General features: G+C 69.7%; 19 protein-coding genes and 1 tRNA gene. 14 read left to right on the top strand and 6 right to left on the bottom strand.

Features of this window, described 5'->3' with window-relative positions:
• The first annotated feature begins 23 nt into the window (after positions 1–23).
• The 4 genes from AC2YHJ_RS12100 to AC2YHJ_RS12085 all read left to right on the top strand — a co-directional run bounded on the left by AC2YHJ_RS12100 (position 24) and on the right by AC2YHJ_RS12085 (position 3,874).
• On the top strand, positions 24–539 hold the full coding sequence (locus AC2YHJ_RS12100) for a glycosyl hydrolase 108 family protein (RefSeq protein WP_487396305.1): 516 nt from the start codon (positions 24–26) through the stop codon (positions 537–539).
• Between the two features lie 65 nt (positions 540–604).
• The gene (locus AC2YHJ_RS12095; protein ID WP_487396303.1) at positions 605–1,588 is read left to right on the top strand and encodes a tripartite tricarboxylate transporter substrate-binding protein; all 984 of its coding nucleotides are present in this window, start codon (positions 605–607) and stop codon (positions 1,586–1,588) included.
• A gap of 77 nt (positions 1,589–1,665) precedes the next feature.
• Complete coding sequence (locus AC2YHJ_RS12090; protein ID WP_487396302.1) at positions 1,666–2,832, top strand: fumarylacetoacetate hydrolase family protein; 1,167 nt, start codon at positions 1,666–1,668, stop codon at positions 2,830–2,832.
• Between the two features lie 289 nt (positions 2,833–3,121).
• Positions 3,122–3,874: an alpha/beta hydrolase gene (locus AC2YHJ_RS12085; RefSeq protein ID WP_487396300.1), complete on the top strand. Its 753-nt coding sequence runs from the start codon at positions 3,122–3,124 to the stop codon at positions 3,872–3,874.
• Here AC2YHJ_RS12085 and AC2YHJ_RS12080 read toward each other — a convergent pair.
• A complete protein-coding gene (locus AC2YHJ_RS12080; RefSeq protein WP_487396298.1) occupies positions 3,827–4,702 on the bottom strand; it encodes a Rossmann-fold NAD(P)-binding domain-containing protein in 876 nt (291 codons plus the stop codon). The genes AC2YHJ_RS12085 and AC2YHJ_RS12080 overlap by 48 nt on opposite strands.
• A gap of 58 nt (positions 4,703–4,760) precedes the next feature.
• On the opposite strand from AC2YHJ_RS12080, the gene AC2YHJ_RS12075 reads away from it, so the two are divergent.
• Positions 4,761–5,576, top strand: a complete 816-nt coding sequence (locus AC2YHJ_RS12075) for a tetratricopeptide repeat protein (RefSeq protein WP_487396296.1) — start codon at positions 4,761–4,763, stop codon at positions 5,574–5,576.
• 230 nt (positions 5,577–5,806) lie between these two features.
• On the opposite strand, the gene fzlA is transcribed toward AC2YHJ_RS12075, so the two are convergent.
• From fzlA to AC2YHJ_RS12050, 5 genes are all read right to left on the bottom strand, one after another.
• Positions 5,807–6,475, bottom strand: a complete 669-nt coding sequence (gene fzlA / locus AC2YHJ_RS12070) for an FtsZ-binding protein FzlA (protein ID WP_487396294.1) — start codon at positions 6,473–6,475, stop codon at positions 5,807–5,809.
• A gap of 69 nt (positions 6,476–6,544) precedes the next feature.
• Positions 6,545–7,054: a hypothetical protein gene (locus AC2YHJ_RS12065; RefSeq protein WP_487396293.1), complete on the bottom strand. Its 510-nt coding sequence runs from the start codon at positions 7,052–7,054 to the stop codon at positions 6,545–6,547.
• 126 nt (positions 7,055–7,180) lie between these two features.
• Positions 7,181–11,722 (bottom strand): glutamate synthase large subunit, encoded by a 4,542-nt coding sequence (gene gltB / locus AC2YHJ_RS12060; protein ID WP_487396292.1) that lies wholly within the window; start codon positions 11,720–11,722, stop codon positions 7,181–7,183.
• A 7-nt stretch (positions 11,723–11,729) separates the two neighbouring features.
• Positions 11,730–13,169, bottom strand: coding sequence for an NAD(P)-dependent oxidoreductase (locus AC2YHJ_RS12055; RefSeq protein ID WP_487396290.1), 1,440 nt, complete (start codon positions 13,167–13,169; stop codon positions 11,730–11,732).
• A 262-nt stretch (positions 13,170–13,431) separates the two neighbouring features.
• Positions 13,432–14,379, bottom strand: a complete 948-nt coding sequence (locus AC2YHJ_RS12050) for a complex I NDUFA9 subunit family protein (protein WP_487396288.1) — start codon at positions 14,377–14,379, stop codon at positions 13,432–13,434.
• 157 nt (positions 14,380–14,536) lie between these two features.
• Between AC2YHJ_RS12050 and AC2YHJ_RS12045 the strand changes: the two genes are divergently transcribed.
• The 9 genes from AC2YHJ_RS12045 to hpf all read left to right on the top strand — a co-directional run bounded on the left by AC2YHJ_RS12045 (position 14,537) and on the right by hpf (position 22,569).
• Positions 14,537–15,766 (top strand): class I SAM-dependent methyltransferase, encoded by a 1,230-nt coding sequence (locus AC2YHJ_RS12045; protein WP_487396286.1) that lies wholly within the window; start codon positions 14,537–14,539, stop codon positions 15,764–15,766.
• A gap of 89 nt (positions 15,767–15,855) precedes the next feature.
• Positions 15,856–15,942: transfer RNA gene (locus AC2YHJ_RS12040), tRNA-Leu, on the top strand.
• A 26-nt stretch (positions 15,943–15,968) separates the two neighbouring features.
• On the top strand, positions 15,969–16,625 hold the full coding sequence (locus AC2YHJ_RS12035; RefSeq protein WP_487396285.1) for a ribonuclease D: 657 nt from the start codon (positions 15,969–15,971) through the stop codon (positions 16,623–16,625).
• A 318-nt stretch (positions 16,626–16,943) separates the two neighbouring features.
• Positions 16,944–17,927 carry a KpsF/GutQ family sugar-phosphate isomerase gene (locus AC2YHJ_RS12030; RefSeq protein ID WP_487396283.1) on the top strand — a complete coding sequence of 328 codons (984 nt, stop codon included), beginning with the start codon at positions 16,944–16,946 and terminating at the stop codon, positions 17,925–17,927.
• A complete protein-coding gene (lptC, locus tag AC2YHJ_RS12025; protein WP_487396282.1) occupies positions 17,924–18,643 on the top strand; it encodes an LPS export ABC transporter periplasmic protein LptC in 720 nt (239 codons plus the stop codon). The genes AC2YHJ_RS12030 and lptC overlap by 4 nt, the downstream gene beginning before the upstream one ends.
• The gene (locus AC2YHJ_RS12020) at positions 18,640–19,575 is read left to right on the top strand and encodes an LptA/OstA family protein (protein ID WP_487396280.1); all 936 of its coding nucleotides are present in this window, start codon (positions 18,640–18,642) and stop codon (positions 19,573–19,575) included. The genes lptC and AC2YHJ_RS12020 overlap by 4 nt, the downstream gene beginning before the upstream one ends.
• On the top strand, positions 19,572–20,333 hold the full coding sequence (gene lptB, locus AC2YHJ_RS12015) for an LPS export ABC transporter ATP-binding protein (protein WP_487396278.1): 762 nt from the start codon (positions 19,572–19,574) through the stop codon (positions 20,331–20,333). Before AC2YHJ_RS12020 ends, lptB begins: the two co-directional genes overlap by 4 nt.
• Before the next feature lie 72 nt (positions 20,334–20,405).
• Complete coding sequence (gene rpoN, locus AC2YHJ_RS12010; RefSeq protein ID WP_487396277.1) at positions 20,406–21,881, top strand: RNA polymerase factor sigma-54; 1,476 nt, start codon at positions 20,406–20,408, stop codon at positions 21,879–21,881.
• A 100-nt stretch (positions 21,882–21,981) separates the two neighbouring features.
• The gene (hpf, locus tag AC2YHJ_RS12005) at positions 21,982–22,569 is read left to right on the top strand and encodes a ribosome hibernation-promoting factor, HPF/YfiA family (protein WP_487396276.1); all 588 of its coding nucleotides are present in this window, start codon (positions 21,982–21,984) and stop codon (positions 22,567–22,569) included.
• Positions 22,570–22,584: the final 15 nt, after the last annotated feature.

Genomic DNA, 22,584 nt, shown 5'->3' with positions numbered 1-22,584 from the left:
CCTCGTGGCGCCATGCTGGCGCCATGCCCCTTGCCGATGACCGCTTCGCCGCCTGCGCCGCAACCGTGATGGCGCGCCGCGGGTCCTTCGTGCCGCAGGATCCGCTGCTCGACGGTCCTTCGGCGCATGGCATCGGACTTGGCCTGCTCTCGGTGTGGATCGGCGGGCCGGCGGATGCGGCGGCGCTGCGCGCACTGGGGCGCGACGCCGCCGCGGAGATCCTGCGCGCCATGGTCTGGGCGCCGCTCGGCGCGGGACAATTGCCGGCCGGCCCGGACCTCGCCCTGTTCACCTATGCGGTGGAGGCCGGCACGCTGCAGGCGCTGATGGACTTGCAGCGGGACCTCGGCGTCGAAGCCAGCGGCGCGCCGGATGCTGGGACGATAATGGCCGCGCGGGCGCGGCTCGCCGTGACGCTGGCGCGCGCCATCACCGCCGCGCATGCGGCCTGGCGCGAGGCGCAGGGCCTCGCCGACCCCGCCCCGCCACCGGCCCCACATCGCATGCGTGCCCGCCATCCGGTGTTCGCCGCCTGCTGACGGCAACCCTTGCAGTCCACGCCAATGCTGCGACGCTCCCCGTCATACGTACCGGGAGAAGCACGATGTTCAGGATTCTTCGCCGCGGCCTGCTCGGGCTCACGGTCGGCATGGGGCTTGCCGGTGGCGCGGTCGCCCAGGGCAACGACTTCCCGCTGCGCCCCATCTCGATGGTCGTCGGCTTCGCGCCCGGCGGGCCGGCCGATGTCATCGCGCGGCTGATCGCCCCGGCGCTCGGCGCGGATCTCGGCCAGCCGGTGGTTGTGGAGAACGCCTCGGGCGCCGGCGGTTCGATCGGCCAGGCGCGCGTCGCGGCGGCGCGGCCGGACGGCCACACCATCCTGTTCGGCAGCCTGGCGCAGGCGACCATCCCGACCCTCATCCGCAACCCCGGCTTCAACCCGCTCGCACTCGAAGCGATCGGCATGGTGAACGAAGTGCCGATGTCCATCATCGCGCGCCCGAACTTCCCCGCGACGACGCTGGCCGAACTGGTCACCGTCGTGCGCCGCGACGGGGTGCGGCTGAATCTCGGCAATGCCGGCGTCGGTTCCACCAGCCATCTGTGCAGCCTGCTGCTGCTGTCGGCGATCGGCACGCCGGTGACGCTGGTGCCCTATCGCGGCAATGCGCTGGTGATGAACGACCTGATGGCCGGCACGCTCGACATGGGCTGCGACCAGACGACGAACAATGCGGAACAGATCCGCGCTGGATCCATTCGTGGTTATGCGATCAGCACGCCCGTCCGCGCCGTGGCCCTGCCCGACATCCCCACCACCGCGGAGGCCGGCCTGCCCGCGATGAGCATGTCGGGCTGGAACATGCTGTTCGCCCCTGGCGGCACGCCGCCCGCCATCGTGGCGCGGCTGAACCGTGCGTTGCTCGCCACCCTGCGCGACGATGCCGTGACGCGCCGCATGATCGAACTCGGCAGCATGCCCGCCACGGGCGAACGGACCACGCCGGCCGGCGCGCAAGCCTTCTGGCGCGCCGAGATCGCCCGATGGAAACCGCTGATCGAGGCCGCCGAGGGCATGGCGAACTGAACGGCGTGGCGCACCCCCCTTGGCAGCGGCTCCGCCCGCGGCCAGCCTGTGCCACGTGAATGGGGGGAGACTGACGCATGCGACTGGACCGCACATGCCTGCCGGCGGACTTCGCAGCCGGAACCTTCGCCGGTCGTATCATGACGCCGGACGGCCCCTGCATCATCGGCGTGATCGGCGGCGCCGTCTTCGACATGACGCCCAAGGTCGGCACCATGGCCCGCTGGATGGAGGTGGAGCAGCCCGCCACCTGCATCCGCACCCGCGGCGTGCCGATGGCGCTCGACCTCGATGCGCTGCTCGCGAATTCCGCGCATGACGCGCGCGATCCGGCCAAGCCATGGCTGCTCGCGCCGATCGACCTGCAGGCGGTGAAGGCCGCCGGCGTCACCTATGTCCGCTCCATGCTGGAACGTGTCATCGAGGAACGTTGCCGCGGCGACGCATCCCGCGCCGAGGCGGTGCGCGCCGAGGTCCGCGCCATCATCGGCGACGACCTCGCGAACCTGGTCCCGGGCAGTGCCGAGGCCATGAAGGTCAAGGCCGCGCTGGTCGGGAAGGGCTGGTGGAGCCAGTACCTTGAAGTCGGCATCGGCCCGGATGCGGAGATCTTCACCAAATGCCCACCCATGGCCGCGGTCGGCACGGGCTCGAAGGTCGGCGTGCATCCGAAATCCGAATGGTCGAACCCGGAGCCCGAGGCCGTCATGGTGGTCAACAGCCGCGGCACCATCCAGGGCGCGACGCTCGGCAACGACGTGAACCTGCGCGACGTCGAGGGGCGGTCCGCGCTGCTGCTCGGCCGCGCGAAGGACAACAACGCCTCCGCCGCGCTCGGGCCGATGATCCGGCTGTTCGATGACGGCTTCTCGCTCGAGGATGTGCGCCGCGCCGAGATCACGCTGACGATCAGCGGGCGCGATGGCTTCGCGCTCGAGGAACGCGGCGCGGTCGGCGCGATCAGCCGCGACCCGACGGAGATCGTCGGGCAGATGATCGGCGCGCATCACCAGTATCCAGACGGGGCTGTGCTGTATCTTGGCACGCCCTTCTCGCCGTCGAAGGATCGCGGCGCGGCGGGGATGGGGTTCACCCACAAGGAAGGCGACGTGGTGCGCGTCGCCTCGCCGCGGCTCGGCGCGCTGGTGAACGAGGTAGACCGCACGGATGAATGCCCGCCCTGGGTGTTCGGGACCGGGGCTCTGTTCGCGTCGCTGACGCGGCGCGGACTGCCGCGGCCGTGAGGCGCGGCGGCGCGGGGAACCGGAGGAGGCTTCGCCCCCTCCGGACCACCCCCACCAAAGGCCAGTGGCCTTTGGAATGCCATCACTTGGCACCGGGCGAGGCGGGTCTTTCGCTCCGGCATCGGATACGCCGCGCCCGACAGTGGGAATTCCGGCCAACGCCATGGCCACAACACGCTTCGCCACCCCTGGGGCCCCGCCATGCCAAGCGCCAAGTGACGGTTTCCAAAGGCCTCGGGCCTTTGGCGGGGCGGTCTGGAGGGGCAGCGCCCCTCCAGGAGCGCGCCCGATGAAGGAGGAATCCGGCAGCATCGACCGCGGCGACGGCATCCGCCTCGCCTGGCGCCGCATCCCTGGCCGCGGCGTCGGCGTCGTCTTCCTCGGCGGCTTCAACTCCGACATGACCGGCACCAAGGCGGAGTTCCTCGCCGGCTGGTGCGAGGCGCGCGGCACGCCCTTCCTCCGCTTCGACTATTCCGGCCATGGCGCCTCGGGCGGCCGCTTCGTCGATGGCACCATCGGCCGCTGGGCCGAGGACGCGGCCTGCGTCATCGATGCGTTGGCACCAGGGCCGCAGGTGCTGGTCGGCTCGTCCATGGGTGGGTGGATCGCGCTGCTGCTGGCGCGCCGCCGCGCACCGCGTGCGCTGGTCGGCATCGCCCCCGCCCCCGACTTCACCGAGGACCTGATGTGGGCGGAATTCCCGCCCGAGGTGCGCGAGGCCATCGAGCGCGACGGCGTGTGGCAGCGGCCGAGCGAGTACGGCGCCCCCTACCCCATCACCCGCGCGCTGATCGAGGACGGCCGCCGCCACTTGCTGCTGCGCGGCCCGCTGCACATCGACGTGCCACTGCGCATCCTGCAGGGCCAGCGCGACCCGGACGTGCCCTGGCAGCACGCGCTCCGCATCGCGGAGGCGGTGACCGGGCCGGATGTGCGCATCCACCTGATCAAGGATGGTGACCACCGGCTGTCGCGGCCGGAGGACCTCGCGCTACTGGGCGAGACCCTCGCGCCGCTCCTCCTCGAGGATGGCGGCTAGGCCTTCGCGATAGGTCGGATACCGCCAGGCGATGCCGAGCGCGGCCTTGGTCTTCGCATTGGTGACGCGCCGGTTCTCCGACCAGAAGGACAGCGCCATGGGCGACATGGTGGCGCGCGCCGTCTCGAAAGGAATGGCGGGCGGCGGTGCGATGCCGAGCAGACGCGCGGCGTGCTCCGTCACCGTGGCGCTTTCGGCCGGTTCGTCATCCACCAGGTGCAGCACGCGCGGCGCAGGCGGACGGCCCTGTGCCATCGTCGCCAGCGCGGCGCGCGCAATGTCGTCGCGATGGATGCGCGAGAAGGCATGCCCCGGCTTGACCACGCGCCGCGCCGTGCCGGTGCGCAGATCGTCGAAGGCGGACCGGCCCGGCCCATAGATGCCGCCCGCGCGCATCAGGTCGAGCGCCGCGCGGCCGGCGGTGATGGCACGCCAGGCGTCTTCCGCGGCCAGGCGGCGCAGGCTGCGCGCCTGCCCCGGGGCGGCCGGCGTGGCCTCATCGACCTCGGCACCGTCTCGGTCGCCATAGACGCCGGTGGTGGAGACATAGCCGACCCAGCGCAGCGTCCCGGCGGTCAGCGCGGCCTCCAGCGCGGCGCCGTGGGCGGCCAGCACGGGATCGCCCGCCTCGCCCGGCGGAGCCGTGATGAGGAGATGGGACGCGGCGCGCAGCGCATCGGCGGCACTGGCGAAGGGGATCGCCAGCGGCCGCACGTCCGGCGGCAGGGCGGCGGGATCGCGCGCCGTGCCCGCCACCGCATGCCCGGCCGCCCGCGCCTGCCGCGCCACCGCAAGTCCCGCATAGCCAAGACCCAACACCAGAAGCATGGCCGCCTCCCTCTGAGCGATCTGGCACGGCCTGGGACCGGACACTAGATTGCCCGTCATGACGCCCTTCCGCCTCCTGCTGGCCGGGGCCGCGATTCTGGTCCTGGCGGCCGGCGGCGGCGCATGGTGGTGGCTGTCCGCCCCGGGCAGCGAGGAGATCCTGCCCACCCCGCCCGAACCGCCGCGGCTGGTGGACGCGCCGGAATACGAGCGCTGCCTGCAGATGCTGGACGAGGATCCGGAAGGCGCCCGCAGCCTCGCCGATACCTGGGCCATGCAGGGCGGTGGCGAAGGCGCGGCGCATTGCGCGGCGCTCGCGCTGTTGTCGCTTGGGGAGGCCGAGCGCGCCGCCGAGGCGCTGGAGCGCATCGCCACGCGCAGCCAGGCCGGCATCGCCGCCCGCGCGGCTGTGTTCGGTCAGGCCGGCGAGGCCTGGATCGCCGCGGGCCGGCCGCAGCGCGCGCATGCCGCGCTGACCCTGGCGCTCGCGTTGACGCCGGCCGACGTCGAATTGCTGGCCGAGCGGGCGATGGCCTCGCTGGCCCTGGACCGCCCGGCCGACGCGCTGGCGGATGTGGAGCAGGTGGTCGCGGCCGATCCGACCCTGGCCGAGGCCTGGATCATCCGCGCCTCCGCGCTTCGGCGCCTTGAGCGGCTGGCGCCGGCGGCCGAAAGCGTGGCGCAGGCGCTGCGCCTGACGCCCGACAATGTCGAGGCGCTGCTGGAGCGCGGCATCATCCGCCAGGCCCAGGGCGACGCTGCCGGGGCGCGAACGGATTGGGAACGGGTGATCGAGCTGACGCCCGACGGCGCCGCCGCGGACCTGGCCGCGCAGAACATGGCGCTGATCGAGGCGGGGCCGGCGCGGCGGTAAGTGCCGCGAAGCGACCGGCCGCCCCTACATGCGACTGAACCAGGCAAGCTGGTGACACCCGTGACACCCACCCATCGGCCCGGTGCGGTGCATCGGGCCGGGAGCGCACAGCGCGACCGCGCGCAGACCAACAGCCGCCCCCAGCACGACAGCGCAGGGCGCGAAGGCAAGCCGCGCGGATGCGCGGCGCCTGCCGTCTGAGGGCGTCAAGAAAGACTCAGTCCCTGCCCTCAGAAATCGAGGTCCGCGTAATGCGTCGGCGGCGTCAGCCCGCTGACGCGATCGGTCAGCAACGGCCGGAAGGACGGGCGGGACTTCATCCGCGCGTACCAGTCCTTCGCCGATTCGTTCAGCGACCAATCGACGTCGCCGATGAAGTCGAGCGCGGAAAGATGCGCCGCCGCGGCAAGATCGGCGAGCGTCAGCGAGGTGCCGGCGAGCCAGGGCCGCGTCTCGGCCAGCCAGCCGATGTATTCGAGGTGCGGGCGCAGATTGGCGTAGCCCGCGCGGATCGCCGACGCATCCGGATTGCCGCGCCCCATCACCCGCTTCATCTGCTTCTCGTACAGCAGGTTCATGCCGACCTCGGCGTGGAACTTGCCATCGAACCAGGCCACGAGGCGGCGGACTTCGACGCGTTCGGCCAGCGTGCGGCCGAGCAGCGGCATGTCGGGATAGGCCTCGTCGAGGTATTCGCAGATCGCGGTGGAATCCGCGATGGTCAGGCCGTTGTCCTCCTGCAGCACCGGCACGGTGCAGGCGGGATTCATGGCCAAGTAGTCGTCACGCCTTTCCCAGACGCGTTCGATTCGCATGTCGAACGGGATGCGCTTCTCGGCCAGGGCCAGGCGCACCTTGCGGGAGAAGGGGGAGAGGGGAAGGTGGAACAGCAGCCTCACGATGGGGCGCTTATGCCACCCGCTCCGCTGCGGCGCAAAGGCCGGGGTCCATGCCGTCCGGGCCGATCGTCAGATGCGCCGCGCGCAGGCCAGGAAAGCCTCGGTCACCGCGCGCGTGCCGCGCAGGTCGGCGCTCCAGGGGGAGACGTCCTCGCCGGGGAAGCTGACCTGCATGCGCAGGCCAAGCGCGAAGGCCTCGACGAAGTTGATGAAGTTGCGGAAGGCGCCCTGGTAGGACGCCTCGATCATGTCGGGACGGTTCGTGCCGGTGTAATTCAATTCGGCGTTCTGCCGGTCGATGGCGATCGCGATGCGCCCGGTGGCACCCTGGCGGACGTTCCAGCTGCGGTCGCCGACCTGCACGAAACCGTGCAGGTCACCGCGCAGGCGCTCGACCTTGATCCAGAAGAAGCGGCCCATGGAATTCGCCTCGGTCCCCATGCCGCACAGGGCGCCGTTGTTGCTCTGCGCGACATAGGCGACCCAGCCATTGATCGCGGCGAGGTTACGGACCTGCTGCGCCGAGGCGGGCGCGGCGATGGCGAAGACGGCCACCAGGGCCAGGGCAAAACGGCGCACGGATGCAATCCCTCCTGACGACGCGCCGGGCGCGCATCGACGGGACAAGATTACCGCGCCGTCATGGAAACGGAAGATGCGGCCACGCCGTCCGGTGAAGCGATTCACCGGACGGCGTGCGCGGGTTCATTCGGCGGCGACGGCCTCGGCTTCAGCCATCGGCACCGGCAGGTACTTCAGGAATTCGCGCGGCACGACATGCCAGAAGCGGCTGCGTTCCACGGCCCATTCATTCAACAGGCGCGCGGCGAAGCGGCTGCCGGTTTCCGCGACATGCCGGGCGATCAGGTCGCACAGCACGCCTTCCCAATGCGGATGCGCCAGGCGGGCCCACAGCAGCGTCTCGGGATTGACGCGCACGCCGAAGGTGTCGTCGGCGTCGTAGACGAAGGCCTGGCCGCCGGTGAAGCCGGCGCCGAAATTGTCGCCGACCGCGCCCAGGATCGCGACGGTCCCGCCCGTCATGTATTCGCAACCATTCGCGCCGGTGCCCTCGACCACCGCGGTGGCGCCGGAATTGCGCACCGCGAAGCGCTCACCCGCCTGGCCGGCGGCGAACAATTCGCCGGCCGTCGCACCATAGAGGCAGGTGTTGCCGATGATGGTGTTGTCGTTCCAGATCAACGGCGAGGACGGCGCCGGCCGCACCACGATGGTCGCGCCCGACAGGCCCTTGCCGACATAGTCGTTGGCGTCGCCGAACACCTCGAGCTTGAGGCCGCGCACGCCGAAGGCGCCGAGCGACTGCCCGGCCGATCCGCGCAGCCGCACGGTCAGGTGCCCCGATTGCAGCCCCGACATGCCGAACTGGCGTGTGATGCGGGACGACACCTTGGTGCCGATCGCGCGATGCGTGTTCCGGATGTTGTACTGGAGCTGCATCTTCTCGCCGTGGCGGAACAGCGCATCGGCGTCGCGGATCATCTCCGCGTCCAGCGTCTCCGGCACCTCGTTGCGGCCTTCCTGCGTGCAGTAGGACGCATGCGGACCCGCATCGGCCTGCACCAGCAGCGGGTTGAGGTCGAGGTCGTCGAGGTCCTCCGACCCGCGGCTGACCTGCTGCAGCAGGTCGGTACGGCCGATCACGTCAGTCAGCTTGCGGAAGCCGAGTGCGGCGATGATCTCGCGCACCTCCTCCGCCACGAAGGAGAAAAGGTTGATCACCTTCTCCGGCGTGCCGGTGAACTTCTGGCGCAGGGCTTCGTCCTGCACGCAGACGCCCACGGGGCAGGTGTTGGAATGGCACTGGCGCACCATGATGCAGCCCATCGCGACGAGCGATGCGGTGCCGATGCCGAATTCCTCGGCGCCGAGCATCGCCGCGATCACCACGTCGCGGCCGGTCTTGATGCCGCCATCGGTGCGCAGCCGCACGCGATGGCGCAGCCGGTTGAGCTGCAGCACCTGGTGCGTTTCGGACAGGCCCATCTCCCAGGGCAGGCCGGCATACTTGATGGACGATTGCGGCGACGCACCCGTGCCGCCGGAATGGCCGGAGACCAGGATCGCATCCGCCTTCGCCTTCGCCACGCCAGCCGCGATGGTGCCGATGCCCGAACGCGACACCAGCTTCACGCAGACCGACGCATCCGGGTTGATCTGCTTGAGGTCGTAGATGAGCTGGGCGAGATCCTCGATCGAATAGATGTCGTGATGCGGCGGCGGCGAGATCAGCATCACGCCGGGCGTCGAATGGCGCAGCTTCGCGATCAGCCCCGTGACCTTGAAGCCTGGAAGCTGGCCGCCCTCCCCGGGCTTCGCTCCCTGGGCAACCTTGATCTCGATCTCGCGGCAGTTGTTCAGGTATTCCGCGGTCACGCCGAAGCGGCCCGAGGCGATCTGCTTGATGGCGGAATTGGCGTTGTCGCCGTTCGGACGCGGCTTGGCGCGCGCCGGATCCTCGCCGCCCTCACCGCTGTCGGACCGTGCGCCGATGCGGTTCATGGCGATGGACAGCGTCTCATGCGCTTCCGGCGACAGCGCGCCAAGCGAGATGCCGGGTGCGAGCAGCCGCTTGCGGATCTCGGTGATGCTCTCGACTTCCTCGAGCGCCACCGCCGCGCGGCCTTCCATGCGGAAGTCGAGCAGGTCGCGCAGCGCCACCGGCGGCAGCCGCCGCACGGCTTCGGTGTAGCGCTTGTAGGTCTGGTAGCTGTCGGTCTCCACCGCCTTCTGCAGCGTGTGGATCAGGCTGCCGTCGAAGGCATGCACCTCACCGCGCCGGCGCAGCTTGTACAGGCCGCCAACCGGCAGGGTGACGGCGCCTTCCTGCCACGCCTTGTCATGCAGGGCGAGCAGGCGCCGCGCGATGCCCGACAGCCCGATGCCCGAGATGCGCGACGGCGTGCCGGGGAAGAATTCCGCCACCAGCGCACGGGACAGGCCGATCGCCTCGAAGTTCATGCCGCCGCGATAGGAGGACAGAACGCCGATGCCCATCTTGGACATGACCTTCAGCAGACCCTTGTCCACCGCCTTCTTGTACTTCGCGACTGCCTGGCCGAGGCCGACATTGCCGAACAGCCCGCGCCGGTGCCGGTCGGCGATGCTCTCCTGCGCCAGATAGGCGTTCACCGTGGTCGCACCCGCGCCGATCAGCACGGCGAAGTAGTGCACATCCATGCATTCCGCGGCGCGGACATTGAGCGAGGTGAAGGTGCGCAGCCCATGCTTGATCAGATGCGTCTGCACCGCGCCGACGGCGAGGATCATCGGGATGGCGGCACGCTCGGCGCATTGCGCCTCATCGGTGAGGATGACGTGGGCGCAGCCGGAACGGACACCTTCCTCGGCCTCGCGGCGGATGCGCTCGATGGCGCGGCGCAGGCCGCCCTCGCCATTGGCCACCGCCCAGGTGCAGTCCACCGTGCAGACAGTGCTGCCCATATAGGCCCGCATGGCGTCGAACTGGGCGTTGGACAGCACCGGGCTGTGCAGCATCAGCATGTCGCACTGCGTCGGGTCCTCGTCGAGGATATTGCCCAGATTGCCGAGCCGGGTGCGCAGCGTCATCACCCGCGTTTCACGGAGAGAATCGATCGGCGGGTTCGTGACCTGGCTGAAGGTCTGGCGGAAATAGTGATGCAGGCCGCGATACTGTTCCGACAGCACTGCGATCGGCGTGTCGTCGCCCATCGAGCCGACCGCCTCGTTGGCATCCTCGGCCATCGGGTGGAGGATGCCTTCCAGCTCCTCCAGCGTGTAGCCCATCGCCAATTGGCGGCGGCGCAGCTCCTCGGTCCCGAAGTTGGCGCGTTCGTCACCTTCGGCCTTCACGATCTCGTCGATGCCGGTGGTGCGCGCGGTCCACTTGCCGAAGGGCTTGCGGGCGGCGAGCGCATCCTTCAGCGCCGTGTCCTCGTAGAAGCGCGCTTCCTCGAGATCGACACCGATGCATTGGCCGGGGCCGACACGGCCCTTCTGCATGATGCGGTCCTCGGCCACCTTCACCATGCCGGTCTCGGAGCCGACGATGAGCAACCCGTCGGTCGTCACGGTGTAGCGCATCGGGCGCAGACCGTTGCGGTCCAGCCCGCCGATCACCCAGCGCCCGTCGGTCGCGGCGATCGCCGCCGGCCCGTCCCAGGGTTCCATCACCGCGTTGCAGTACATGAACAGCTCGCGGTGATTGTCCGGCATGGTCGCGTTGTTGCCGGTGCTCTCGGGGATCAGCATGGCCTTGGCCATGGGCGCATCGCGCCCGCCGCGCACGAGCAGCTCGAACACGTTGTCGAGCGTCGCGGTGTCGGACCCACCGGCCTGCACGATCGGCTTCAGGTCGTCCATGTAGTCGTCGAGCAGCGGATGGGCGAGCCGCGTCTCGTGGCTCTTCATCCAGTTGACGTTGCCGTGCAGCGTGTTGATCTCGCCGTTGTGGGCGAGCATGCGGAACGGCTGCGCGAGGCGCCAGGTGGGGAAGGTGTTGGTGGAATAGCGCTGGTGATAGATCGCGAAGCGCGAGACGAAGCGCACATCGAGCAGGTCGGGGTAGAATTCCGTCAGGCTCTCGGCAAGGAACATGCCCTTGTAGATGACCGAGCGCGTGGACAGCGAGCAGAGATACAGCTCGGGGATCTGCGCCGCGATGGCCTGCTTCTCGATCCGCCGGCGGATCACGAACATGTCGCGCTCGGCGGTGGCGATGTCGCGCTGCTCAGGGTCCCAGATCAGTATCTGCTCGATCTCGGGGCGCGTGGCATTCGCCTTCTCCCCGATGCAGGCGACGTTGATCGGCACCTGGCGCCAGCCATAGATGTGGTAGCCGGCGTTGAGGATCTCGGTCTCGATGATCTGGCGGCAGCGTTCCTGCGCGCCGAGGTCGGTCTTGGGCAGGAACACCATGCCGACGGCGATGCGGCCCGGGCGCAGCCGGTCGCCGCCGCGTTCGACCACATCGGCGAAGAAATCCTGCGGGATCTCGATATGGATGCCCGCGCCGTCGCCGGTCTTGCCATCGGCATCGACGGCGCCGCGGTGCCACACCGCCTTCAGCGCGTCGATGCCGGCCTGCACCACCTCGCGCTTCGGCTTGCCGTCCAGCGCGGCGACCAGGCCGACGCCGCAGGCGTCGTGCTCGGTCAGGTCCAGATGCGCGGTGGATTCCAGCGCCACACGGCCCGCGGCGTAGGATTCGACGAAAGCGGAACCGGTTTCGATCTGCTGCGACATGGTGCGCTCACTCCGCCGCGATGGCCGGGGTCTCGCCCCGCGCCTGGATGAAGGCATGGATCTGGTCGGCGGCATCGCGCCCGTCGCGGATGCCCCAGACCACCAGGGAAGCGCCGCGCACGATGTCACCGGCGGCGAAGACGCCGGGCAGCGCCGTCATCATCGTGCGATAATCGACCTTCAGCGTGCCCCAGCGCGTGACGCCGAGTGCCGGCTCGTTGAACGCCGCCGGCAGATCCTCCGGATCGAAGCCGAGCGCCTTGATCACGAGCTCGGCGCGCAGGTTGAAATGCGCGCCCGGGATCGGTTCCACCTGCTGGCGGCCGGTCGCATCCGGCAGGCCGAGATGCATGCGCTGCGCACGCACGCCTTCGACCTTGTCATCGCCGAAGAAGGCCTCGGGTGCGGCGAGCCATTCGAAGGTCACGCCTTCTTCCTCGGCATTCTTCACCTCGCGCATCGAGCCCGGCATGTTCGCCTTGTCGCGGCGATAGAGGCAGGTGACGGATGCCGCGCCCTGGCGCACCGCCGTGCGCACGCAATCCATGGCGGTGTCGCCGCCGCCGACCACAACGACATGCTTGCCCTGGGCATCCAGCGCACCGGAGTCGAAGTCCGGCACGTCGTCGCCAAGGCCCTTGCGGTTCGAGGCGATCAGGTAGTCGAGCGCCGCCACCACGCCATTCAGCCCGGCCCCCGGATTGCTGATGTCGCGCGCCTTGTACACGCCGGTCGCGACCAGCACCGCGTCGTGGCGCGCGCGCAGTTCGCCGAGCGTGATGTCGCGGCCGATCGCGATGTTCATCTGGAAGTGGATGCCGCCCATCACGTACTGCTTCCAGCGGCGGACGACGATGTCCTTCTCCAGCTTGAAGTTCGGGATGCCGTAGATCATCAGCCCGCCGGCGCGGTCATGCCGGTCATAGACGGTGACCTGGTAGCCCATGGTGCGCAGCCGCTCCGCCGCCGCCATGCCCGCCGGGCCGGCGCCGATGATGCCAACGGATTGCGCACGCTCGCGCACCGGCCTCGGTGGCTTGACCCAGCCCTTCTCCCAGGCGGTGTCGGTGATGTATTTCTCGACCGCGCCGATGGTGACACTGTCGAAGCCCTTCTCGATGACGCAATTGCCTTCGCACAGCCGGTCCTGCGGACAGACACGGCCGCAGATCTCGGGGAAGGTGTTGGTCGCCGAGGCGATCTCGTAGGCTTCCTCGATCCGACCCTCGGCGGTCAGCTTCAGCCAGTCGGGGATGTTGTTGTTCAGCGGGCAATGCACCTGGCAGAACGGCACGCCGCACTGGGAACAGCGGGAGGCCTGGGTCGCGGCGGCCTCCTGCGCGAAGGGCTGATAGACCTCGGCCCAGTCGGCGCGGCGTTCGCCGGCTTCGCGCTTGTCGGGCTGGCGCTGCTGCAGGCGGACGAACTGGAGCATCTTTTCGGCCATACGAACCCCCGCGGCGGCACAATTCTTGCCTGAACTTTCGGACAACGTTGGGACAGCACCCGACCGGGCGGCCGGCGGGCATGCGGCAGCGCATGATCCGCCATCGCGGTCCCGGTTGAAGGTCACATACGGCAAGCGAATCCCCGGCGCGAGTCCTTTTTGCGCCGATGGGTCATATTTAATGTCCTAATTCGGTGCCTTGTTCGCCGCCATCGTTCACGACGGTCTCGGATCTCCGCTTAATTGGTCCATATCGGTCTTATCATGACGTGACCGGGCCCTGCCGCCGCCCGCCGGGCCGGTAGCGCGCCAGATAGGCCGGCACCACCGCCTCCACCGCCTTGGGCGACAGACCCAGCGCGGCCAGCCCGGCCGCATCCGCCGCCACCACATTGTCGCGCTTGAGCAGGATCAGCTGGTCGCGGGTCAGCGGTGGGGTCGGCAACCATTCCCCCATGCGCGCCTGGAAGGCGACCAGCGCCTCCGGCAGCGGCACCATCAGCCGCCGGCGATGGGTGTGCTCCAGCACGAAGTCCAGCACTTGCCGCATCGTCATCACCCGCGGCCCGCCGAGTTCATAGACGCGCCCCACCGCATCATCCCGCGCGATCGCCGCCATCACCGCATCGGCCACATCTCCGACATGGACGGGCTGGAAGCGTGTCTGGCCCTCCACCACCGGCATGACCGGCAGCATCGCCGCCAGCCCCGCGAAACGGTTGAAGAACTGGTCATCCGGGCCGAACACCACCGACGGCCGCAGGATGGTCGCGCCCGGGAAGGCGGCCCGCACGGCCTGCTCCCCCTCCCCCTTGCTGCGCGCATAAAGGCTTTCGCTGCCCGGATCCGCGCCGATCGCCGAGATATGCACCAGCCGCCGCACCCCCGCCGCGGCCGCCAGACGGGCGATGCGGCCCGCGCCCTCGGCCTGGATGCGCTGGAAGTCGCCCGGCTTCCGCTCGAACAGGATACCGACCAGGTTCACCACCACACCCGCGCCGGCCACCGCCCGGGCCACCGAGGCGTCATCCGTCACCGAGGCGGCGACCGGCACCACCTGCCCGACATCGCCGAGCGTGCGGAGCTTGCCGGCCTTTTCCGTATCCCGCCCGGCGATGCGGACGCTGTAGCCCTGCTTCGCCAGCCGCTGGACCACGTGCCGGCCGATGAAGCCCGCGCCGCCGAACACCGTCGCCACCTGCCGCATCATTGCGCACTCCATCCCTGCCTGGCCTGACTTCATAGGGGCCGGCCCGGCGCGAACCAAGCAGGCAGCGTGCCGGCGCGGCCCCTGGCGCGCGCCCAATGGGCATCTGCGGCGTGGCGCGGCATAAGCGCAATCTTTCGCCTCCCAGGATCCGCCGCCAATGATGCTGCTCTCCCATCTCCTTCGCCGCTTCGTCCGCCGCGGCCGGCTGGTCGTGCTGGACCATCGCGGCACCGCCCATCGCTTCGGGTCCGGCGAGGATGGCCCGGAGGTGACCATCCGCCTGACCGACACGGCGGTGGAGCGCGAAATCTTCCTCAATCCCGAACTCAAGACCGCCGAGGCCTATATGGATGGGCGGCTGGTCATGGAGGGCGGCGCGCCGGTCTTCGACCTGCTCTACCTGTTCTCGATCAACCGCTCCGGCCTTGCCGCGCATCCGGTGCAGCAGATGCTCCGCCGCGCCTGGCGTTCGGTGCGGCGCTGGCAGCAGCGCAACCCGCTTGGCGTCGCAGCGAAGAACATCCGCCACCACTACGACATCCCGCCTGATTTCTACCGGCTCTGGCTGGATGAGACGATGACCTATTCCTGCGCCTATTACCCGACGCCGGAGACCTCGCTGTACGACGCGCAGATCGCCAAGCTGCGCCACATCGCCGCCAAGCTGCGGTTGGAACCGGGCATGACGGTCGCCGAGATCGGCTCGGGCTGGGGCGCGCTCGGCACCTTCCTCGCGCGCAACTACGGGGTCACGGTCACTTCGGTGACCCTGTCGCCCGAGCAATGCGCCGTGGCGAAGCAGCGTGCGATCGACGAAGGCGTGACCGACCGCGTCGATTTCCGCGAGCAGGACTATCGCGAGCTGGAAGGCACCTATGACCGCGTCGTCTCGATCGCGATGATGGAGGCGATCGGCATCGACGAATTCGACACCTATTTCCGCAAGATCAAGGCGCTGACCAAGCCGGGTGGCTTCGCACTGGTGCATTGCATCGGGCGGATGTCCCCGCCGGGGACCACCGCGCCCTTCATCCGCAAATACATTTTCCCCGGCGGCTATGTGCCCGCGCTGTCGGAGGTCTTCGCCTCGCTGGAGCGGACCGGCACCTGGTGCGCCGATTGCGAGAGCCTGCGGCTGCACTACTACTGGACCATCAAGCATTGGCGCGAAGCCTATGACGCCCGCCGCGACGAAGCCGTGGCGATGATGGGCGACCGCTTCTGCCGCATGTGGGATTTCTACCTGGCCTCGGTGGAACTCGGCTTCCTGCACGGGTCGAATTTCGTCTTCCAGCTGCTGCTGTCCGACCGCCGCGACGACGTTCCGGTGGTGCGCGACTTCATCCAGGACGAGGAACGCCGCCTCGCGGAGACCGGCGCGCGATAGGGCACGCGAAAAGGCTGCGAGGGGGTGCTTGACGGGTCGCACCGCCACGGGTAATTCCCCGCCCCTCGCCGAAAGGCGCCGACCTCCTTGCCCAGGTGGCGGAATTGGTAGACGCGCAGGTTTCAGGTACCTGTGACCGCAAGGTTGTGAAGGTTCGAGTCCTTTCCTGGGCACCAAACTACGACGGAGGCAGGCGCAGCCGATGGGCAGCACCCTTTTCACCCATGGCGGCGTGACCATCCGCCTGCATCGCAACGACCTGCCGGACGGGCTCGACCTCGGCCGCGTCGTCGCCATCGACACCGAGACGATGGGCCTCAACCCCCATCGCGACCGGCTCTGCCTGGTGCAGCTGTCCTCCGGCGACGGTTCCGCGCATCTGGTGCAACTGATCCCCGAAAGCCTCGGCGGCCAGGGCTATGCCGCGCCGAACCTGAAGAAGCTGCTGGCCGACCCGGCGGTGACCAAGCTGTTCCACTTCGCGCGCTTCGATGTCGCCGCGCTGTACCAGTATCTCGGCGTCACCGTCGCGCCGGTCCTCTGCACCAAGATCGCGGCCAAGCTGGTGCGGACCTTCACCGACCGGCACGGGCTGAAGGATCTATGCAAGGAACTGCTCGGCGTCGACCTGTCGAAGCAGCAGCAGACCTCGGATTGGGGCGCGCCGGAGCTGAGCCCGGACCAGCTCGCCTATGCCGCGTCTGACGTGCTGCACCTGCATGCACTGTGGGCGAAGCTCGAAGGGCTGCTGAAGCGGGAAGGCCGGCTCGACCTCGCCGAGGCCTGCTTCCGCTTCCTACCGGCGCGGGGAAAGCTCGACCTGCTGGGCTACGAAGACCCCGACATCCTGAGTCATTGATTTTTCCGCGCCCTCAAACGGCGGGTGCCGGCCATCCGGCCGGCTAGCCTTCGCGTCCCGCACTGGTGTGCTGGGCGCTGTGGGCGGTCCGGGCGCGTTCGCGCTGTGCGCTCGCAGTTCGATGCAGGGCATCGAACCGATTTCTCCGTCCTTCAGAAGCTGGGGCTACTTACCCGGACCGTTTCCAGGCCGCTCGCGGATCGCCGCCTGAGCACTTCCGGCGCCCTGGCGTCGAGGCGTCGGCAGCCCTGGCACGATTCTTGATTCCCCGGGGCGAGTTTTATTGACCCTTCGCCCTCGCGGCACCATACAGGCGCCGTGAACGCCCCGCTTCCCCATCCTGATCTCGACGTCGCGCGCCAGGTTCTGGCTCTCGAATCCGAAGCCCTCACCGCCCTGGCCGCCAGCCTCGACGACCGCTTCGCCCAGGCCGTCTCGCTGCTTGCCGGTGCCTCGGGCCGCGTCGTCGTGTCCGGCATGGGCAAGTCGGGCCATGTCGCGCGCAAGATCGCCGCGACGCTCGCCTCCACCGGCACCCCCGCACTTTTCGTCCATCCGGCCGAGGCCTCGCATGGCGATCTCGGCATGATCGTCGCCGGCGACGCCGTGCTCGCCCTGTCGAATTCGGGCGAGACCTCGGAACTCGCCGACCTCGTCGGCCACGCCAAGCGTTTCGGCCTGCCGCTGGTCGGCATCACCGGCCGCCCCGGCAGCACGCTGGCCCGCGCCGCCGATGTCGCGCTGGTGCTGCCCGAAGCGCCCGAGGCCTGCCCGATGGGCCTCGCGCCCACCACCTCCACCACCATGCAGCTCGCCCTTGGCGACGCGGTCGCGGTGGCGCTGCTGACGCGGCGCGGCTTCACCGCGGCCGATTTCCGCGTCTTCCATCCGGGCGGCAAGCTCGGCGCGCGGCTGTCGCGGGTGCGCGACCTGATGCACGGCGCGGCGGAACTGCCGCTGGCCCCCCCCGACACCAGCATGGATGCCGCCATCGTCGCGATGACCGCGCGCCGCTTCGGCTGCCTCGGCGTGCAGGCCGCCGATGGCCGCCTGCTCGGCATCATCACCGATGGCGATCTGCGCCGCGGCCTCGAGGCCGGTGGCAGCGGCGCCCTGCTGACCCGCAGCGCGGCGGATGTCATGACCCGCGCCCCGCGCACCGTGCGGCCGGACACGCTCGCCGCCGAGGCGCTGCACGAGATGAACACGCGCGCCATCACCACCCTGTTCGTGGTCGATGACGAAAGCCGCCCGGTCGGCATCCTGCACATCCACGACCTGCTGCGCGCGGGCGTCGCATGAGCGGACGGGACGACCCGCGCCCGAGGCCGACGCCCGCCGTGCCGCTGCGCGCGGTGCCGTCGGAACGGGCGGCCTCGGCGTCCCGCCACATGCTGCCGCCCTCGCGCCGGCGCTGGGCGCCCTCGGCCGGGCAGATCGCCCGGCGGCGGCTGGCCGTGCGCCTTGCCAAGTGGTTCCTGCCGATCGCCGGCGTCGGCCTGCTGGTCGCCATCGCCGTCTGGCCCGAGCTCGACCGCATGGAAGACCGTGCCCGCGTCTCCTTCCGCCGCGTCCTGCAGTCGCAGCCTGATGCGGTGCGGCTGGTCGAACCCCGCTACCAGGGCCTCGACGAGCAGAACCGGCCCTTCACCGTCACCGCCGACGTCGCGACCCAGACGGAGAACGCCGATATCGTCGATCTCGACCGACCGCGCGCCGACGTGCTGCTGACCGATGGCAGCTGGGTGCTGCTGGAATCCAACACGGGCCGCTTCGACAAGGCGCAGCACCGGCTCGACCTCTGGGGCGATGTCACGCTCTGGCAGGATGGCGGCAACCTGCTGGTCACGGCGGAGGCGGAAGTGCAACTACAGGAAGGCTCGGCCTCGGGCGACAAGCCCGTGGCCGCGCAGGGGCCCTTCGGCACGCTGGTCAGCGAAGGCTTTCGCCTGACCGAACGCGGCCAGGTCGTCGTCTTCACCGGACGCGCCCGCGCCATCCTGGAGGGTGGGCAATGAAGCGCGGCATCATCGGGCTCGCCGTCGCGCTGCTGTCGGCGACGGCGCTGGCCCAGGGGCTCGACCTCAGCCAGGGCGGACCGATCGAGGTCACCGCCGTCGATGGCATCGAATGGCGCCAGCAGGACCAGGTGGTGATCGCCCGGGGCCAGGCGCGCGCGACGCGCGGCGGCGTCACCGTCGATGCCGACCGCCTGGTCGCCCGCTACCGACCGCGCGGGGGCGAGGCCGCGGCCGCCCCGCGTGCGCCGACCGAAGGCCCTGCCGGCGGTGGCGAGATCTGGCGCCTGGAAGCCGAGGGCAACGTCGTCGTCACCTCGGCGACCGACCGGGCCGAGGGCGACCGCGCCGTCTATGACATGGACCAGGCGGTCATGGTGATGACCGGCGGCGCGCTGCGGCTGGTCACGCCCGACAACACGCTGACCGCGCGCGACAGCGTCGAATACTGGGCGCAGCGCCGCATGGCGGTGGCGCGCGGCAATGCCGTGGTCGTCACGAATGACGGCAGGCGCGTGCGCGCCGACACGCTGGTGGCCTTCTTCGCCGAAGGCCAGGCGACGGGTGCGGCACAGCCCGCGCGCGCCCAGCCGACCACCATCCAGCCCGGCCAGCCGCCGGGCGCGCAGCCATCCTCGATCGAACGCGTCGAGGCCTATGGCAATGTCGACATCCGCACGGCCGAGGAAGTCGTGCGCGGCGATCGTGGCGTCTACAACCCCAATACGGGACTCGCGCGCCTGCTCGGCAATGTGCGCATCACCCGTGGAGACAATACCCTGACCGGCCAGGAAGCGATCGTGAACATGAAGACCGGCGTCGCCCGCCTCGTCTCGGCGCCCGGCGCGCGCGTCCAGGGGCTGGTGATGCCGCAGCAGGGCCAGCCGCAGCCGGGACCGCAGCCAGCACCACAGCCGGAACCGTCCCGATGAGCGAGGCCCTGCGCGTCGTGGAAGGGGCCGCCACCAATGGCGGACTGGTCGCCCGCGGCCTCGGCAAGCGCTACAAGAAGCGGCCGGTGGTGCGGAACGTCTCGATCTCGGTGAAGCGCGGCGAGGCGGTCGGCCTGCTCGGCCCGAACGGCGCCGGCAAGACCACCACCTTCTACATGATCACCGGCCTCGTGCAGCCCGACGAGGGCCAGGTGGTGATGGACGGGCACGACGTCACGACGCTGCCCATGTATCGCCGCGCGCGGCTCGGCCTCGGCTACCTGCCGCAGGAAGCGTCGATCTTCCGCGGCCTGAATGTCGAGGACAACATCCGCGCCGCGCTCGAAGTCGTGGAACCGCTGCGCGACCGGCGCGAGCAGATGCTCGACGCGCTGCTGGCCGAGTTCGGCATCTCCCATCTGCGCCGCGCGCCCGCGCTGGCGCTGTCGGGCGGCGAGCGGCGGCGCTGCGAGATCGCCCGCGCGCTCGCGACGCACCCCTCCTACATCCTGCTCGACGAGCCGCTGGCCGGCATCGACCCGATCGCGGTGGGCGAGATCCGTGACCTGGTGAAGCACCTCAAGGACCGTGGCATCGGCGTGCTGATCACCGACCACAATGTCCGCGAGACACTCGAGATCATCGATCGCGCCTACATCCTGCACGACGGCCAGGTGCTGATGGAAGGCAGTCCGCGCGATATCGTCGCGCATGAAGGCGTGCGCCGTGTCTACCTCGGCGAAAGGTTCAGCCTTTAGTTTGCGCGCCGTGTTTCCAGCCGCCACACCGATCCCGGATCCACGGCGGCCGCACAGGCGGAGCGCCGGGTGATGGCGCTCGGCCCGCGCCTCGACCTGCGGCATTCGCAGCAGCTGGTAATGACGCCGCAGCTGCGCCAGGCGATCAAGCTGCTGCAATCCTCCAACGTCGAGGTCACCGCCTTCGTCGAGGAGGAGCTCGAGCGCAACCCGCTGCTCGAACGTGATGAGCGGACGGACCCCGGCCCCGATGCCGGCCGCAGCACCGACCCGCTGCCCGTACAGGCCGAAGCCCCCGACGCCGCCGCCGCCGCATCATCGGACGTGTTGCCCAGCGAAGCCGCCGCGCCGCTCGATGCGGAATGGGACAATGTCTATGACAGCGGCAACCCGCCGATCGGGCGGGGCGGTCGCGCCGATTTCGACGACGACCTCTCCGGCATCGACGCCATGGCCGCGCCTGAGAAGAACCTGCGCGAGCATATCGGCGAGCAGGTCCGCCTGACCTTCGCCGCACCGCAGGACCGCATGATCGCGGCGAATCTGCTGGCACTGGTCGATGCGGCGGGGCGGCTGACGATTCCCGATGCCACGATCGCCGCTGCGCTGGGTTGCGAGGAAGCCGTGGTCACCGCGGTGCGGCAGCGCATGCAGCGCTTCGATCCCGTGGGCATGTTCTGCGCCGATCTGCGCGAATGCCTGATGGTGCAGTTGCAGGACCGCAACCGCTTCGACCCGGCCATGGCCGCGCTCCTCGACAATCTGGAGATGCTGGCGCGGCGTGACCTGCGCGGGTTGCAACGCGTCTGCGGCGTGGATGCCGAGGACATCGCCGAGATGGTGGCCGAGCTGAAGCGGCTCGACCCCAAGCCCGGCGCGAGTTTCGATGCGCCGCCGGCGCTGACCCTGGTGCCCGACGTGCTGATGCGTCGCGGCCCTGCCGATGACTGGATCGTCGAACTGAACCCCGAGACGCTGCCGCGCGTGCTGATCAATCGCGGCTTCCACGCCCGCGCCGTGGTCGGCGCGAAGTCACGCGACGAGAAGGCCTGGGTCGCCGAGCGATTCCAGATCGCGTCCTGGCTGGTGAAGTCGCTGGAGCAGCGCGCGAACACCATCCTCAAGGTCTCCGCCGAGATCGTCCGCCGCCAGGACGGCTTCTTCCGCCACGGCGTCGCGCATCTGCGCCCGCTGATCCTGCGCGACGTGGCGGAGGAGGTCGGGATGCATGAAAGCACCGTCTCGCGCGTCACCTCCAACAAGGCGATTGCCACGCCGCGCGGGACCTTCGAGCTCAAGTACTTCTTCACCACCGCCATCGCCGGCACCGCGGGCGGCGAGGCGGTGAGCGCAGAAGCGGTGCGGCACCGTATCAAGGCCATGGTCGATGCCGAGGCACCGGCCGACATCCTGTCGGATGACGCGATCGTGGAACGGTTGCGTACGGAAGGCGTGGACATTGCCCGCCGGACCGTGGCCAAATACCGCGATGCGCTGCGCATCCCATCTTCGGTGCAGCGCAAAAGGGAGAAGGCCGTCCCGGCCTGATCCGACCTTGCCTGGGCGGCCCGCGCTGAGGATGCGGACCGGCGAACGGTCGCCACGGGGCGGCCCCTCCCCTTCACTAGAGGAAGGAGGGCAAAGCCCCATGCATGTCACTGTCGCAGGCAAGCAGGTCGAAACCGGCGAGGCGCTGAAGGTCCATGTGCGCGATGGCCTTGATGCCATTACGCGCAAGTACTTCGACCACGCGCTGGAAGCGAACGTCACCTTCCACCGCTCCCGCGCCCATTTCGCTTGCGACATCAACCTCAAGGCCGGTCGAGGGCTGACCATGCGGGCCGAGGGCGAGGGCCCCGACGCGCATCGTGCCTTCGAGGAGGCTGCGGAGCATCTGGCCAAGCGGCTGCGCCGCTACCGCCGGCGCGTGAACGAGCACGCCAGGTCCTTCGCACCCGGCCGCGACACCGAAACGCCGGCCGGGCGCGAGCGCGTCCTGCAGGCCATCGAAGAGGAGGGCGAGGAGCCCATTGCGGTTAACGGGGCCGACCACGGCGCCATCATCGCCGAGCATCCCACCGACATCAGCCTGATGACGGTGGGCGAGGCGGTGATGCGCATGGATCTCGGCCAGGTCCCGGTCCTGATGTTCCGCAACAAGGCCACGCGCGCGGTGAACGTCGTCTACCGCCGCGGCGACGGGCATGTGGGGTGGATCGACCCGGGCGAGGTGTGAGCCGACAGCCCGTCT

The organism is Roseomonas sp. SRI_022, assembly GCF_057586215.1.
The sequence above is the reverse complement of the archived record's forward strand: the minus strand, read 5'-3'. Positions and strand labels throughout refer to the sequence as shown.